Raw genomic sequence first — 16819 nt, 5'->3', positions numbered from 1 at the left:
CTCGTTCACCGTAAGTTGCCCTTGTGGGCCGCGCAAACACTTTCTAGTTATATCGTCATAACTTAGAGTGATGCTATAGCCGGGTTCCCTTATGTTCTGCGGCTTACCGGGCCGTAGGACGCGAGGAGAGAATTTCTGCTGATACTGGCACCGGTAGTCGAGTAACGGATTGTTGCGCGATGTGTATCAGAGTGCGGCCATGCCCTCGCCGAGGCGGCTGTGCCCACACGTCAAGCGAAGCAGATGCTCTCGCTCGCCGTTGCGGTACCGGGCGGGGCGAGGCCGCCCGGTTCCAGCCGGGCCGGAGTGTCCGTGCGGCGGGGCTCGGTTCCTCAGTCGGCGACCGGGTCGGCGAGTGATTCCGAGGCGATGACGAGGTCGAGGGCGAGGTCGCCGATGAGTGTCGACTGATCCTCCCGGCGGACGGTGATCCACGCCTGCGGGGCATTCGGGCGAGTGCCGACCCGGGTGAAGATCAGTCGCTCATCGCCGTGGTAGCTGCGGGCCACCGGTGAGGGGACGAGCGAGACGCCGAGCCCGTGTGCGACCATCTCGACGGCGGCCGACCAGCTGGCCGTCCGATGGTGGATCTGCGGTTCGAAGCCGTGCGTGCGGCAGATGCCGACGACGGTGTCGTGATAGATCGGGGACGCGCTCTTGCGGAAGATGACGAACGGGGAATCGACCGCCTCGACGATGGAGGTGATCGGTGAGTCCGTCGGAGCACACAGCCAGAACGACTCCCGGGCAGCCGGAGTGCAGACGACGCTGGGATGTTGGAGGGGCATGTGTCCGCAGGCGATGTCGATGTCGTGGCCGAGCAGCATGTCCGACTGCGCCGCCGAGGTGGCCTCCTCGGTGGTGACGAGGATGTCCGGGTGCGCGGCGGAGAAGTCCGTGATCGTCTGCGGCAGACCGCGATGGAGGAAGGTGGCCACTGTGCCGATCGAGATCGACGTCGGCGCCCCTGTGTTCACGGCCGCCGCGTATTCGTTGAAACGGTGGGCGGCTCCGACGGCGGACTTCGCATAGGGCAGCAGCGCCTCTCCGGCGGCGGTCAGCTTCGTCACGGGACTGCGGTGGAACAGCGGTTTGCCGACGAAGTCCTCGAGTCTCTTGAGTTCGGCGCTCAGCGCCGGCTGCGAGATGTTCACCGCGTCGGCGGCGAGTTGGAACTTGCCGTGCTCTGCCAGGGCGATGAAGTACTGGAGGCGCTTGAGACTCGGTTCAGCCATAACCGAAGATTATCAGGGATAAGAGAAATGTCTTTGTCAGCCGCAGATTCTCGGGCGTACGGTCGAAGAAACCATCAAAGGAGATTATCTTGCGTGAGACTGCTTCGTCGCCCGATACGACCATGACCCCCGTGCCGGACAGCTACGGCATCGACCGCTTCGCCGACGATCGGTCGCTGAAGGACCTGCTGCCGCTCTATCTCGACGAGAAGCTGCTCGCGCACCTCCGGCCGGTGTTCGAGGACCTCGGGCCCCGCCTCGGCGGCGAGCTCGACGACCTCGCTCACGATGCCGACGTCAATCCTCCGGTTCTCAAGCACCGCACCCGCAACGGCGCCGATCAGCAGTCGATCGAGATCCATCCGGCCTACCGGCGCCTGCAGGAAGTCGCCTTCGGCGAACTCGGGCTGGCCGCAATGAGCCACCGGCCCGGTGTCCTCGATTGGGACGAACCGATGCCGCCGATCGTCAAATACCTTCTCGTCTACCTGTTCACGCAGGCTGAATTCGGACTGCTGTGCCCGGTGAACATGACCGACTCGCTCACCCGCACCCTGCGCAAGTACGGTTCACCCGAACTCGTCGAGCGCTTCATCGGCGGACTGACGAGCACCGATGTCGACACCCTGACCCAGGGCGCGATGTTCATGACCGAACAGGACGCCGGCTCCGACGTCGGACGGGCGACGACCACGGCCGTCGACAACGGCGACGGCACCTGGGCGCTGACCGGTGAGAAGTGGTTCTGCTCGAACGCCGATGCCGACCTCGCCATGGTCCTCGCCCGCCCCGAGGGTGCACAGCCCGGAATCAAGGGCATCGGACTCTTCCTCCTGCCTCGTACCCTCGAAGACGGTTCGCCGAACTCCATGCGCATCGTCCGCCTCAAGGACAAGCTCGGCACCCGGTCGATGCCCAGCGGCGAGATGAGCCTGCAGGGAGCGACCGCCTATCTCGTCGGCGATATCGGACGCGGATTCGTGCAGATGGCCGATATGGTCAACTCCTCCCGCCTGTCCAACGCCGTGCGCGCGGCCGGCCTCATGCGTCGGGCCTTCGGCGAGTCGAAGTTCATCTGCCGCAATCGCGAAGCCTTCGGTTCGACGTTGAGCAAGCTGCCCCTGCAACGTCGGCAGCTCGCGAAGATCATGACGACCACGGAACAGGCGCTGTCGATCTCCCTGCACACGGCGGACGTCTTCGCCCGCGCCGATGCCGGTGACGCCGAGGCCGCCTCGGTGCTGCGCATCCTCACTCCGCTCATCAAGTTCCGCGCCACCCGCGACGCCCGCAAGGTCACCGCGGACGCGATGGAGATCCGCGGCGGCGTCGGCTACATCGAGGAATACGGTGACGCCCGCGTCTTCCGCGACTCCCAGCTCGGATCGATCTGGGAGGGCACCTCGAACATCGTCGCCCTCGACGTCATCCGCGCCGCCCACAGGGCGGGAACGCTGGGGCCGCTGTTCCTGCACCTGGAGACGCTCATCGCCGAGGCGGCCGACCTCCCGGCCGCGTTCCGCAGCCAGTTCCAGTCGTTGAGTTCGACGCTGCTGCACGCGCTCGAATCCACTCCCGAAGGTGTTGAGCAGGCACGGGTGCGTCAGCTCGCGACCGCGACCTACAACCTCGTATGCGCGTCTATCATGGCCTCGGAAGGTGCGCGGATCGGAGACAGGCGCGGCGACTGGTCGCGCATCGTCATCGCCGCACTGGTACTGCGCCACAAGCTGATGCCGCAGAACCCGCTCGTCCCGGTCGTCGAAGACGACGCCGTACTCGACGCCCTCATCGACGGTGTCGGTATGGGCCGGGACGAAGCGTTCGCGGCTGTCGAGGAGATCCTCGGCGAAGGTGGAGCAGCTCAGTCCGCCGAGGATGGAACTGCGCGTTCCGGAGGGAGCGGGCAGTGAGCGCGGGAGCACTCGCCGGGATCACGGTCGTCGATCTCTCGCGCATCCTCGGCGGGCCTTATTGCACGCAGATCCTGGCCGATCACGGTGCCGAGGTCATCAAGGTCGAACCTCCGGCCGGCGATGATACGCGCAGCTGGGGGCCGCCGTTCGTGGCGCCGGAAGTGTCGAGCTACTTCGCCGGGATCAACCGGAACAAGCGGATGATCACCCTCGACCTGCGCACCGAGGAGGGACAGGAGGCGCTGCACGGGCTGCTGGCCGGGGCCGATGTGCTCGTCGAGAATTTCAAGACCGGGACCCTGGCGAAGTGGGGGCTTGACCCGGTGTCGGACATTCCGGACCGCTACCCGCACCTCGTGCACGCGTCCATCACCGGTTTCGGCGATGACGGTCCGCTGGGCGGACGGCCCGGATACGACGCGATCATCCAGGCGATGTCGGGACTGATGTCGGTCAACGGGGATGAGTCGACCGGGCCGATGCGCATCGGCATGCCCGCCGTCGACATGGTCACCGGGCTCAACGCGGCCATCGGCGTGCTCATGGCGCTGCAGGAACGGGTGACCAGCGGACGCGGTCAGCGGGTCGAGACGACGCTCTTCGACTGCGGAATCTCCGTCATGCATCCGCACCTGCCGAACTTCTTCGGCGGTGGGGCCGTGCCGAAGCTGTCCGGCAACGACCATCCGAACATCGCCCCTTATTCGGCGTTCGCGACCGGGGCCGGGCAGGTATTCATCACTGCCGGAAACGGCGGGCAGTTCGCCAAGCTCGTCGACCACCTCGGTGCTCCGGGGCTCGCCCGGGACCCGCGGTTCGTCGACAATGCTGCGCGTCTGGGCAACAGGGATGCGCTGCGGGTCGAACTCGAAGCGCTCATGGTCTCGACGTCGGCAGAGGCGCTGTCCGAGGAGCTCATGAGCATCGGCGTGCCCGCCGGTCCGATCCTCGACGCCGCCGAGGTGGTCGAGCATCCGCATACCGCGCACCGGGAGATGGTCGTGGAGATGGGCGACGGCTACCGCGGAGTGGCCTCGCCGATCAAGCTCGCCCGGACTCCGGCCAGCTACCGGATCTCGCCGGTGCAGCCGGTTGCGGAGGTCGCCGGCGGGGACGATGGCGAAGGGCAGTATGGCGCGGAGGTCGAAGGGCACCCGCACGCGGCTGTCGAGGAGTCGGCGAGGATCTGAACGAAACTGCCGGGGCTGCCTCGGTGGGAAATCTGTGTGGGTGGCGCGTGGAACCGACCAGTGCTGCGTGAGTCTCGGGGAGCGGCGAACCCGGCATCGATTCATCTATATCCGAAATGTCGGACGGAACTTGATGCGGGCCACTTCCGCATTCTGCTCCAGTCGTCAGAATGGATGGTGTAGTCAGAGCCGACAGCGCAGGGGAGCCCACACCTCGGCGCGACGGCGAAGCGGTAGCCAAGCATCCGCCTCGTCGGACACAGCGACAAGGAGAATCCCATGACCACCAAGCCGTCGTTCACCCAGCACGACCCGTCCCGCGTCATCCGTGCCGACCGCGGAACCGAGATCACTGCGAAGTCCTGGCAGACCGAAGCTCCCAAGCGGATGCTCATGAACAACCTCGACCCCGAGGTTGCCGAACGACCCGAAGACCTCGTCGTCTACGGCGGCACCGGTCGCGCCGCCCGCTCCTGGGAAGCCTATGACGCGATCGTGCGCACCCTCGACGACCTCGAGGACGACGAGACCCTCCTCATCCAGTCCGGCAAGCCCGTCGGCGTCATGCGGACCCACGAATGGGCGCCGCGCGTGCTCATCGCCAACTCCAACCTCGTCGGCGATTGGGCAAACTGGGAGCACTTCCGCGAGCTCGAGGCCGAGGGTCTGATGATGTACGGCCAGATGACCGCCGGCTCCTGGATCTACATCGCCACCCAGGGCATCCTCCAGGGCACCTACGAGACCTTCGGCGCCATCGCCCGCAAGCGCTTCGACGGCACCCTCGCCGGCACCCTGACCATCACCGCCGGCTGCGGCGGAATGGGCGGAGCCCAGCCGCTGTCCGTGACCCTCAACGGCGGCGCCTGCCTCATCATCGACGTCGACAAGACCCGCCTCGACCGGCGCAAGTCCAAGCGCTACCTCGACGAAGTCGAAACCGACCTCGACACCGCACTGGCCAAGGTCATCGAAGCGAAGAAGAACAAGCAGGCCCTGTCCGTCGGACTCGTCGGCAACGCCGCCGAGATCCTCCCGCTCATCCTCGACCGCCCTGAGGCAGCCGAAGTCGACATCGTCACCGACCAGACCTCCGCGCACGACCCGCTGTCCTACCTGCCGGTGGGCGTGAGCGTCGACGACTGGCACGAAGAGGCCGAGCAGGATGCCGAGAAGTTCACCATCCGCGCCGAAGAATCCATGGCCAAGCATGTGAAGGCCATGGTCGAATTCCAGGACCGCGGCGCCGAGGTCTTCGATTACGGCAATTCGATCCGCGACGAGGCCCGCAAGGCCGGCTATGACCGTGCCTTCGAATTCCCCGGTTTCGTCCCCGCCTATATCCGCCCCCTCTTCTGCGAAGGCCTCGGACCCTTCCGCTGGGTCGCACTGTCCGGCGACCCGAAGGACATCGAGGTCACCGACCAGGCTCTCAAGGAGCTCTTCCCCGAGAATGAACACCTCCACACCTGGCTCGACGCCGCCAATGAATACGTCGAGTTCGAAGGCTTGCCGGCACGCATCTGCTGGCTCGGCTACAAGGAACGCCACCAGGCCGGTCTGCTGTTCAACCAGCTCGTCGCGGAAGGCAAGATCTCGGCCCCGATCGTCATCGGCCGTGACCACCTCGACTCCGGTTCAGTGGCTAGCCCCTACCGTGAGACCGAATCCATGCTCGACGGCACCGACGCCGTGGCTGACTGGCCGCTGCTCAACGCCCTGGTCAACACCTCCTCGGGTGCGACCTGGGTGTCGATCCACCACGGCGGCGGGGTCGGCATCGGCCGCTCCATCCATGCCGGTCAGGTCTCCGTGGCCGACGGCACCGAACTGGCCGCGCAGAAGCTCGCCCGCCTGCTCACCAACGACCCGGGCATGGGCGTCATCCGCCACGTCGACGCCGGCTACGATCGCGCCGCCGAGGTGGCCGCCGAGCGCGGTCAGCGCGTGCCGATGATCCCCGAGCTCGACAAGCGCGACGAGGAATCCGCCGCGCAGTAACGCGCAGCAAGAGGCGGGTGGCGAGGGTTGCGCTTCGTGCGAGGCCGCGGTGCGCGCGCTGCGTCCGCGCTTGACCTGAAGCAGCTCAAGAAAAGCTGAGCGGCCCAGTTTCCGAACTGGGTTGCTCAGCTTCTTGTGTGCCGAAACCGGCGGCACGCGTGCCGGGGCCGTCGAACCTGTCGTCGTCGACGTCGCGGGCATGCCTTGCGACGTCGCTTGGGCCATTCCTCGCTCTGACCGTCCGAAATATCGGACGAATCTCTCGGTGGGCCGTTCTCTGTGGTCTCCGAGCGGTCCATACTGGGACTGGACCACACTCGATCGGAAAGGGCCGACCGTCATGCAGCTATTCACCGGGATCAGCGAATTGGTCGTCAACGACCTCGACCGCCTCGGCGAACTCGACGTCATCACCGATGCCGCACTGCTCGTCGACGACGGCCGAGTCGTCTGGTCGGGGCCGTCCGCCCAGGCGGACACGGCAGTGCAGAACCACCTCGGCGATGCGACCGCACACGGCGTCAACGACGATGACATCGTCAACGGGGAAGTCACCTCGGCGAACGAATTGGGCGGACTCGAGACCATCGACCTCGGTGGCAAAGCCGTCATCCCCGGCTTCGTCGACAGTCACAACCACCTCATCTTCGCCGGCGACCGCTCCGAGGAATTCGCCGCGCGCATGGCCGGGCAGAAGTATTCGGCCGGGGGCATCGCCACGACCGTGGCCGCCACCCGCGCCGCCACCGAGACCGAGCTCGAGGCCAACCTCGTCCACCTGCTCGACCAGGCCAGGCGGCAGGGCACGACGACCTTCGAGATCAAGACCGGATACGGCCTCACCCTCGAAGACGAGATCCAGGCGCTCGACATCATCAACCGGCACACCGACGAATCGACGCTCATCGCCGCCCACGTCGTCCCACCCGAGTACAAAGAGGACCCGGAAGGCTACGTTGACCTCGTCATCGATGAGATCATCCCGGCCGCTGCGGGCAAGGCGAAGTGGATCGACGTGTTCTGCGAAACCAGTGCCTTCACCGAGGATCAGACTAGGCGCATCATCGACGCCGGCAAGGCCGCAGGCATGATTCCGCGCCTGCACGCGAACCAGCTCACCGAGGGCGGGGCACTCCAGCTCGGAGCGGAACTCGGGTGCGCGTCCGTCGACCACGCGACTTTCGCCTCGGACGACGATCTGAAGGTCCTCGCCGAGGCGGGCACCGTCGTCACCCTGCTGCCGAGCATCGAATTCTCCACCCGCCAGCCCTACCCCGACGCCCGCCGCTACGTCGACGCCGGAGTCGCGCTGGCCATCGCCACCGACTGCAATCCCGGCTCCGGGTTCTCCAACAGCATGCCGTTCGCCATCGCCATCGGCGTCCGCGATATGCACTTCACCGTCGAACAGGCGGTGTGGGCGGCGACCGCCGGCGGAGCCAACGCTCTGCAGCGGACTGACGTCGGCCACCTCGGTGTGGGGGCCCGCGCCGACCTCGCCGTCCTCGACGCGCCGAGCTGCCGCCACCTGGCCTATCGGCCGGGCGTGCAGCTCGTCGAACGCGTCTACTCAGGCGGCGACCTCATCGCCGACAACCGACCCAGCTGCTGATCGCCGGCAAGCCGCCCCACGACTGAACCTCAACCCACCCTCCGACTGAACCTCATCACCGACGAATCCCAGGAAAGGAAGACGATGACCGACTTCATCGATCTCGACCCCGATACGCTCACCTTCGCCGAGGTGGTCGACGTCGCCCGCAACGACGCGAAGGTCTCCCTGTCCGAGGCCACCCTGGCCCGAGTGAACAAGTACCGTGAGGCCATCGACGCACTCGCCTCGGCACCGAAGCCCGTCTACGGCGTCTCGACCGGGTTCGGTGCACTCGCCCAGCGGCACATCCCTGCCGAGCTGCGCACCCAGCTGCAGAAGTCCCTCATCCGCTCCCATGCCGCCGGAGTCGGCGACCCCGTCGAGCGCGAGGTCGTGCGCGCACTCATGCTGCTGCGCGCCCGGACCCTGGCCACCGGCCGCGCCGGAGTCCGCGCCGAGGTGCTCCAGACCTACGTCGACCTCCTCAACGCCGGCATCACCCCCGTCGTCCACGAATACGGATCGCTCGGCTGCTCGGGCGACCTCGCACCCCTGTCCGCGTGCGCGCTCGTCGTCATGGGCGAAGGCGTGGCCGAAGGACCCGACGGCGTCGCCGGACCTGCCGATGAGATCCTCGCCGCCGCCGGCATCACCCCGGTCACGCTCGCGGAGAAGGAAGGCCTCGCCCTGGTCAACGGCACCGACGGCATGCTCGGCATGCTCATCATGGCGCTGACTGATCTGGAGAACCTGCTCACCGCCGTCGACGTGTCCGCTGCCATGAGCATCGAAGGACTCTTCGGCACCGACGCCGTCTTCGCCCCCGAACTCCACTACGCCCTGCGTCCGCACGAGGGTCAGGCCGCCTCGGCGGCGAACATGCTCACCTCCCTCAAGGACTCGGGCATCACCGCCAGCCACCGCGAGTCCACCCACCTCGTCCAGGACGCCTACTCGATGCGCTGCGCCCCACAGGTCAACGGCGCCGCCCGCGACGCCGTCGCCTTCGCCACCGGAGTCGCCGAACGCGAACTGCGCGCGGCCATCGACAACCCTGTCGTGCTCACCAACGGCATGGTGTCCTCGAACGGCAACTTCCACGGCGCACCCCTGGCGCACGCACTCGACTTCCTCGCGATCGTCGCCGCCGACGTCGCCTCGATGTCCGAACGCCGCACCGACCGGATGATGGATGTCGCCCGCAACCAGGACCTCACCCCGTTCCTCGCCGATGACGCCGGCGTCGACTCAGGACTGATGATCGCCCACTACACGCAGGCCGCGATGGTCTCCGAAGCCAAGCGCGGTGCCACCCCGGCCTCGGTCGACTCGATCCCGTCCTCGGCGATGCAGGAGGACCACGTGTCGATGGGCTGGTCGGCCGCCCGGAAGCTGCGCAAGGTCGTCGACAACCTCGCATCCGTCATCGGCATCGAGCTCTACGCTGCCTCCCGCGCCTGCGATATGCGCGAGGCCGCACCGGCCCCGGTCACCGGCGCCGTCATCGCCGCGATCCGTGAGACCGTGCCCGGCCCCGGACCGGACCGGTTCCTCTCGCCCGAGCTCGCCGAGACCATCGCGAAGGTCAAGGACGGCTCCCTCGTCTCCGCCGCCGAGGCGGTCGCTGAGTTCCGCCACACCGTGACGTCGGCGGCCGGAACCTGGCAGCCGGCCGGCGGCGGACCGGCCGTGGACGACCCCGAGTTCACGGCACTGGGCAACCTCGACGCCGCGGCCGAAGCCTCGGGCACCGACGCAGCCACCACCCACAAGGACTGAGGCAGGGCTGGGGCCCATCCCGCCAAGTGGGTGGCCCCATCCCGGGCCTGGTCTGCACCAGAGCAGGCCCGCACCGGGACTGGCCCGACGTTGGGGCCGGGCCGGCCCCGACCGATTTCGAACGGAGTGAACAGACAATGAGCGATGTCGTCTCCCTGCTTGGGCAGATCGAGGACACCGGCCGTGACAGCCGCGGTCCCGGCTACCAGCGCCCGGGATTCTCAGGCACCGAACGGGAGCTGCGCGAGTGGTTCCTCGCCGAGGCGGACCGCCGCGGTCTCGATACCGAGATCGACGCCAACGGCATCACCTGGGCCTGGGCCACCCAGCCCGGGGACAACGCTGTCGTCACCGGCTCACACCTCGACTCCGTCCCCGGCGGCGGCGCCTTCGACGGACCCCTCGGTGTCGCCTCGGCGCTGGCGGCGTTCGATGATCTCAAGGCATCGGGTGCGCTCGACCGGGCAACCCGGCCCCTGGCCCTGGCGGTCTTCCCCGAAGAAGAGGGTTCACGCTTCGGCGTCGCCTGCCTCGGCTCACGGCTGATCACCGGCGCCATCGACGCCGATCGGGCGCTCGGGCTCAAGGACTCCGCCGGTGACACCTTCGCCGACGTCGCCCGTGGCTATGGCCTCGACCCGGAACGGGTCGGGCGTGACCAGTCTCGGCTGGCCGGAATCGGTTCCTTCATCGAACTCCATGTCGAACAGGGCATCGGTCTGATCAACACCGATCAGGCCGTCGCCATCGGCTCCTCGATCATCGGCCACGGCCGCTGGCACTTCTCCTTCGCAGGCCAGGGCAATCATGCCGGGACCACGCCGATGAGCCATCGCGCGGACCCGGTCGTCGCCGCCTCCCGTGTGATCGGGGATATCCCGACCGTAGCGGCAGCCACTGACGCGAGCGCGGTGGCGACCGTGGGCCGCACGCTCGTCCACCCGGGCGGGACGAACGTCATCGCCTCGGCCATGAGCTTCTGGCTCGACATCCGCCACCCCGACGACGCCGTCGTCGAGCAGGTCCTCGAAGCCATCTCCCGCCGCGCCAGCGAATACGCATCAGCGACCGGCGTCGAGGTCACCGTGTCACGCGAGTCCTACTCGCCGACCACGCATTTCACCGCCGACCTCAACGCACGCCTGAGCTCGGTGCTGCCGACCGCACCGCTGCTGCCCTCGGGCGCCGGACACGATGCCGGCATCCTCGCAGCCCACGTGCCCTCGGCGATGCTCTACGTCCGCAACCCGACGGGCGTCTCGCACGCTCCGGAAGAGGCCTGCGAGGTCGACGACCAGCGAGCCGGAGTCGATGCGCTGGTGAAGGTGCTCGAACGCGAACTCGGCGTCGACGGCGCCCCGACCGACGCTGCCCCGACCGACGGCGTCACCGCAGGTCCGACGACGGGAGGTGCGGCATGAGCACCCGCTACTGGTGCGAGACGGCATGGGTCGACCGGGCCGTCGCCCACGGTGTGCTGCTGACCGCCGATGACACCGGCACGCTCACCGCCGTCGAAACCGGCATCGACACCGCCCCCTCCGACGCCGAGGCGGTGCCCGGATTCACCCTGCCAAGCGCAGTCAACGCCCACTCCCACGCCTTCCATCGCATGCTGCGCGGCCGCACCCACGGTGACGGTGGCACCTTCTGGACCTGGCGTGAGGTCATGTACTCCGTCGCCGCGAAGCTCGAGCCGAAAACGTACGAGACCGTGGCCCGTGCCGTCTTTGCCGAGATGCTCGCCGGCGGCTACACCTCGGTGGGGGAGTTCCACTACGTCCACCACGCCCAGGACGGAACTCCGTACGGAAGCGAACGTCCCCGCGGGGACGCGAGCGAGGGCACTGCCGACGGCACGGTCGACGCAGCCCGCGCCCACGCCATGGAACGGGCGCTGGCACGGGCGGCCGCCTCGGCGGGGATCCGCATCCGTCTCCTCGACACCTGCTACCTCACCGGCGCCATCGACGCGGAGCTCTCGGCCGAGCAGGCCCGATTCGGCGACGGCACCATTGACGGCTTTATGGACCGGCATGCCGGACTCACCGAAGCTTTCGCCGAGGAATTCCCCGTCAACGCCCCAGGTGAGAGCTTCGTCCACGTCGGTGCGGCCATCCACTCGATCCGCGCCGTCCCGGCCGCGAACCTGCCCCGATTCGCCGAACTCGACGGACCCGTGCACGTGCACCTGTCCGAACAGCCCGCGGAGAACGAGGCCTGTCAGGCAGCGTACGGGGCCAGCCCCACCGAGGTGCTCGGACGCTCCGGAGTCGTCACCGACCGACTCTCCGCCGTCCATGCCACGCACCTGAGCGAGGAGGACATCGCGATCCTCGGCGGCTCGCGGGCGTCGATCGTCATGTGCCCCTGCACCGAGGCGGACCTGGCCGACGGCATCGGACCGGCCAGAGAACTCGCCGACGCCGGGGCTGTGATCTCACTCGGCTCCGATCAGCACGTCGTCCTCGACGCACTCCGCGAGACCCAGGGCCTTGAAGCCGGTGAACGCCTGCGCTCGGGACAGCGCGGCCGATTCTCCCCGGCCGAACTCATCACGGCGCTGACCGAGGGTGGGGCGCGCAGCCTCGACCTGCCCGTCGGCGCGCTCGAAGTCGGCAAGGCGTGTGACTTCGTGGCCCTGCGCACCGACAGCATGCGGACCATAGGATCACTGGACGAGCAGATCATCCTCACGGCCACCTCGGCGGATGTGTCATTGACCGTCAGCGGCGGCAGAGTCCGCGTGCGCGATGGCGTGCACGCCGAACTCGGGGACATCTCCGCACTCTACGCGGAAGCCTTCGCCGCGTTGGAGATGGAGGGCTGAGTCGTGGGTGAGATCGTCGCGGGTCGGAATGTCGGCGTCGCCGGTATCGGAGGGACCTGCCGTGGCTGAGGTCCCCGCGCTGCGCAGGGCGATCGGGATCCTGCGGCACATGGCGGCATCGAACCGGGCGATCACGGCCGGTGCGCTGGTCAGGTCTCTGGAGATTCCGCGGTCGAGCGCCTATGACATCCTCGCCGTGCTCGAGGAACTCGGGCTCGTGGCGCGCACGGAATCCGGGTATGTGCTCGGGGCCGGAGTGCACGAGCTCGGGGCCTCCTACCTTCGGACGAACCCGCTGCAGCGGTTGGCGCAGCCGATCGTGCGGCAGCTCGCCGAAGACACCGCCGCCACCGCGCAGCTCGCCGTCATCCGCGGCTGGGAGACCGAGTACGTGCTCAAGGAGCAGTCGCTGAAGTCCGTCGCCGTCATCACCGCGACCGGGGTGCGCATGCCCAGCTACCTCACCGCGACGGGGCGGGCGATCCTCGCGCAGCTGCCGAAGTCCGAGGTGCTCGCGATGCTCCAGTCCGAGACCGGATTCGTCACCCGCACGGGCAAGGGTCCGACCTCGGTCAAGGCCCTCAACGCCGTCCTCGCCCAGGAGAGACGAGTCGGCTGGGCGATCGAACACGGCGAGGTGACGCCCGGCATCTCGACGATCGCGGCGCCGGTGTTCGATGTGCTCGGGCGCCCGATCGCGGCCGTCGGACTGTCAGTGCCCGACAGCGTGAAGGACGCGGGGACGGGGTCCGGGAAGGACACGGATAAGGGGTCCGGGAAGGACTCCGGGAAAGACCTGGGGAAGGACTCCGACCCGTTGGCGCCGCTGGTCGAGAAGGTCATCGCCACCGCCGCCGAGGTGACCGCGAAGCTGCGGTGAGGCGCGAGGTTGCGCTGCCGCTGCGCGCACCCGCTGACGCAGGTCCCCGCCGCCTTATTACCCCGACCGCTCAAGTTGCCGACACTGTAGAGCGTTATGCGGTGAGCGGTGGTTGCCAATTTAAGCGGTGGGCGCGTCTCCCAGGCACCGCAACCCGAGATGATCTCGAGTGATGAGCAGATCTGCGCCTCGAGATTGAGCGGGAGACTCAGATGTCGAGGGTCAGAAGGTGGTAGCTCATGGTTTTCCCGTGCCCGTCCAGGTTGGGTGAACCAGTCACTCCGCCGCCGAGCAGCCCGGAGAGTTCGAAGCTGAAAGAATTCAGCAACGGAAGATCGCTGCGAGTCACCTTCTGCGCATCGAGCCCGAAGTGCTCGGCGACGCGTCGTGCGCTGAGATCTCTGTCCATACGTTCGAATGCGGCCGGGTCGTGGGCGATCACGCCGAGGATGAGCGTATCGCCCTTGTCGCCGGTGCGCACCGATGCCAGCTCGTCGATGGTTGTCATTCGAACTCTCTCCTCAGATCTCAGCGCAGCCATCGACGAACTCAACGGATGCGGCATCTTCGATGATCGCTCGGTCGACGCTGCACGACTTGACCGAGATGACGCTGTGCACGGACTTCCTCGCACCTCCGCCGCCTGCCGGTCCATTCGTGTAGAGGGCTTCGACCTCGTCGCCGATGATGGCTGCTCTCCGTCGCGAGTTAGCGCTTCCAACGATGCGCAGCCGCACCTCGGCTGAGGTATCGACCTTCATCAGCCCGCGGAACGCCGCGGCCATTCCGATGTATTCGACGAACACGGAGTTTGGGTCGAAGCCATGCAGCGACTTGAGGCGCTCGAGGATGATCGCTGCCGCCAGCTCCGCGCGTTCCTTCGACCGAATGCCGGTGTAAGAGATCTGCCCCTCACCCTGCCATCCGGAGTCGTAGCCGAGCGTGACCTTGAGGTCAGAGGGCTTGACCGCGCCCGAGCCGCCGCTCACGCGCACACGGTCAGCGGACACTTGCTCGAAACTCACATGTGAGAAATCGGCAGTGACATCCGGTGTGATGTAGGCGCTCGGGACGGCGACCTCGTAGAGCAGCTGCTCAGTGCAGGTATGTACGGACACTTCTCCTCCGGAACCGTCGAGTTTACCGAGGACGGCTTGGGCATCGGCATCGACATCGGCGAAAGGGAAACCGAGTTCCGCGAGACCGTTCACGGGTTTGGTTACTGGGTCAGCGAAATATCCGCCAGTGACCTGACCGGCACATTCGAGCAGGTGCCCGATCACGGTGGCCCGACCGATGAGGTCGGCATCGTGGAGGTCCCAATCGAAGTGGTGAGCCATCGCCCCGACGTAGAGCGAAGGATCAGCGACGCGACCGGTGATGACGATTCTGGCACCAGCATCCAAGGCCCGCCGAATCGGCTCACTGCCCAAATAGGCGTTGGCCGAAATGAGTTCCCCGTCGATAGAGGATGCCGGCTGTCCGGTCTCCCAAGTCACTGGATCGGTGTTTTCAACGATCTGAAGGACATCATCTCCGCTGACATAGGCAACGGGCAGGTCGACGTCCAGTTTCCGGACCGCCTCGGCGACGGCTTCGGCAGCGGCCCTCGGGTTGGCGGCACCGCCGTTCGTGATGATGCGTGTGCCGTTGGCTGCGCAGTGGGGGGCGACCGAGACTATTCGATCGATCAAGGTCGGGTCGAAGCCCGTGTCCGCAATCTCTCGTTCGCGTCGTTGGGCCGCGGCCACAGTCCGCTCTCCCAGGAGTTCGAAGACGAGGAAATCGAGTCGGCCGTGCTCGGCAAGGGCGATCGCCGGATCGAGCCGATCCCCTGCGAATCCGGCGCCGGCTCCGAGCCGCACCTGATCCGGAGCTTTGGGAGGGGACGAGAGTCCGTTCGGGTTCGAAAGGTTCAGGCTGTCCACAGGGGAATCACTCCGATCACGATTGCGGCGATGATCACGATGATACTGACCAGCCATGCCCAGCCGAATAGGCCGAGGATGTGCTTGCCGATCGGTACGTTTGCCAGCCCGACGAGAAGGTAGAACGCCCCGGTCAGGGGGCTGATGGGAAATCCGAGTGTCTCCTGTCCGATGACTGATGCCTGGGCGAGCACAACAGGATCGATGCCGTAGTTCGAGCCCACGGCGGATAGGACCGGCAAGACGCCGAAGTAGTAGGCGTCAGGCCCGAAGAACAAGCTCATGGGCACGCCGAGTACGGCGACGGCGATCGGCAGGATCGGCATGATTCCCGCCGGCAGGATCTTGACCGCTGATTCGGCCATCGACTCGATCATCCCGCTTTCGTCGAGGACACCGAGGAGAACACCTGCGGCCAGCAAGGTGCTGGCCATGAGCATTGCCGACTTCGCACTGATGTCGAATTGCCGTGACTGGTTCTCCAACCCTCGGAAATTGATGATGAGTGCGATGATCGTCGCGACGAGGAAGGCGACAGCTGGGGAGACGATGCCCCACATCAGCACCACCAGGGTTGCCAGCAGAATCAGCCCGTTGACCCACAGCGGAATGTTGCGGAAGTCCTTCTCGACGGTGTCGGAGCGGTCGCCGGATTCCTGACGACCCTTGTCTTCCACTACCGAGGTTGAACGTGAGTTGAAGCTGTTGTGCTCGGATGACTCGGCCCTGTTCCGGCCGGCCTCGATTGTGTCGACCTCGATCGAACGAGTGGAGTGGTCACCGTTGTGAGTGTCGACCGCCTCGGCGAATTCGGCAGGCTTACCCTTCGTGATGCGCTTGGCTTCGCGACTGCCGAGGAACCATGCGACGCCGAGTGCAGCGATGACACCGACGATCTGGGCCGGTATGAGCGGTGTCCACACCACATTGGGTTCGACACCCACGGTTGCCGCGGCCCGTGCGGTCGGACCTCCCCAGGGCAGCATGTTCATGGCACCCGCACCAAGGCCTACGCAAGCCGTCAGCGTCAAGCGACTCATGCCGAGACGCTGATAGATCGGCAGCATCGCAGGGATGGTGATGAGGAACGTTGTCGCGCCGGCGCCGTCGAGGTGAGCCACGGAGGCCAACAGTGTCGTCGCTACCGCCACGGCTTTCGGAGACGAGCCGCCGAGGCGGACGATCCTGTCGATGATCGGGTCGAAGAACCCGACGTGACGGAGGATGCCGAAGAACACGATGGCGAATACGAACATCACGACAACGCTGGCGACGCTGTTGATACCGGCCAACGCGAATTCGCTGACTTGCGCCGGTGAATTGCCTGCGATGAGAGCCGCAACGATCGGGACTCCTGCGAGAGCGACGATGGGTGACACCTTCTGCCAGAGCAGCAGAGCGAGGATCACCAGCATTGATACGTATCCAATGAGTGAAAGCACCTTTGATTCCTTTCTCAGAGATCA

General features: G+C 66.6%; 12 protein-coding genes. 8 read left to right on the top strand and 4 right to left on the bottom strand.

Going from position 1 to position 16819, the window contains the following annotated elements:
• Positions 1–332: 332 nt before the first annotated feature.
• Entirely contained in the window at positions 333–1235 is a 903-nt protein-coding gene (locus HK401_RS06770) for a LysR family transcriptional regulator (RefSeq protein WP_181273914.1), read from the bottom strand.
• An 89-nt stretch (positions 1236–1324) separates the two neighbouring features.
• Here HK401_RS06770 and HK401_RS06765 point away from each other — a divergent pair, with 89 nt between their 5' ends.
• From HK401_RS06765 to HK401_RS06730, 8 genes are all read left to right on the top strand, one after another.
• Positions 1325–3148, top strand: coding sequence for an acyl-CoA dehydrogenase family protein (locus HK401_RS06765; protein ID WP_258234052.1), 1824 nt, complete (start codon positions 1325–1327; stop codon positions 3146–3148).
• Positions 3145–4341 (top strand): CaiB/BaiF CoA transferase family protein, encoded by a 1197-nt coding sequence (locus HK401_RS06760; RefSeq protein WP_181273913.1) that lies wholly within the window; start codon positions 3145–3147, stop codon positions 4339–4341. The genes HK401_RS06765 and HK401_RS06760 overlap by 4 nt, the downstream gene beginning before the upstream one ends.
• 279 nt (positions 4342–4620) lie before the next feature.
• Complete coding sequence (gene hutU, locus HK401_RS06755; RefSeq protein WP_181273912.1) at positions 4621–6342, top strand: urocanate hydratase; 1722 nt, start codon at positions 4621–4623, stop codon at positions 6340–6342.
• 340 nt (positions 6343–6682) lie between these two features.
• A complete protein-coding gene (hutI, locus tag HK401_RS06750; protein ID WP_181273911.1) occupies positions 6683–7954 on the top strand; it encodes an imidazolonepropionase in 1272 nt (423 codons plus the stop codon).
• A gap of 84 nt (positions 7955–8038) precedes the next feature.
• Positions 8039–9715, top strand: a complete 1677-nt coding sequence (hutH, locus tag HK401_RS06745; protein WP_181273910.1) for a histidine ammonia-lyase — start codon at positions 8039–8041, stop codon at positions 9713–9715.
• A 137-nt stretch (positions 9716–9852) separates the two neighbouring features.
• Positions 9853–11136 carry an allantoate amidohydrolase gene (locus tag HK401_RS06740; RefSeq protein WP_181273909.1) on the top strand — a complete coding sequence of 428 codons (1284 nt, stop codon included), beginning with the start codon at positions 9853–9855 and terminating at the stop codon, positions 11134–11136.
• Positions 11133–12545, top strand: a complete 1413-nt coding sequence (locus HK401_RS06735; protein ID WP_181273908.1) for a formimidoylglutamate deiminase — start codon at positions 11133–11135, stop codon at positions 12543–12545. Before HK401_RS06740 ends, HK401_RS06735 begins: the two co-directional genes overlap by 4 nt.
• Positions 12546–12606: 61 nt before the next feature.
• Positions 12607–13425: an IclR family transcriptional regulator gene (locus HK401_RS06730; protein WP_181273907.1), complete on the top strand. Its 819-nt coding sequence runs from the start codon at positions 12607–12609 to the stop codon at positions 13423–13425.
• Between the two features lie 208 nt (positions 13426–13633).
• On the opposite strand, the gene HK401_RS06725 is transcribed toward HK401_RS06730, so the two are convergent.
• The 3 genes from HK401_RS06725 to HK401_RS06715 are packed head-to-tail and all read right to left on the bottom strand — an operon-like array spanning position 13634 to position 16795.
• Positions 13634–13933 (bottom strand): AtuA-related protein, encoded by a 300-nt coding sequence (locus tag HK401_RS06725; RefSeq protein WP_181273906.1) that lies wholly within the window; start codon positions 13931–13933, stop codon positions 13634–13636.
• Positions 13934–13946: 13 nt separating this feature from the next.
• Entirely contained in the window at positions 13947–15353 is a 1407-nt protein-coding gene (locus tag HK401_RS06720; protein ID WP_309135927.1) for an acyclic terpene utilization AtuA family protein, read from the bottom strand.
• A complete protein-coding gene (locus HK401_RS06715; RefSeq protein ID WP_309135926.1) occupies positions 15341–16795 on the bottom strand; it encodes a CitMHS family transporter in 1455 nt (484 codons plus the stop codon). Before HK401_RS06715 ends, HK401_RS06720 begins: the two co-directional genes overlap by 13 nt.
• Positions 16796–16819 lie beyond the last annotated feature (24 nt).

Source organism: Brevibacterium oceani (genome assembly GCF_013623835.1).
Classification (GTDB): Bacteria; Actinomycetota; Actinomycetes; order Actinomycetales; family Brevibacteriaceae; genus Brevibacterium; species Brevibacterium oceani.
Note: the sequence above shows the minus strand (reverse complement) of the source record. Positions and strands in the feature narration are given on the sequence as shown.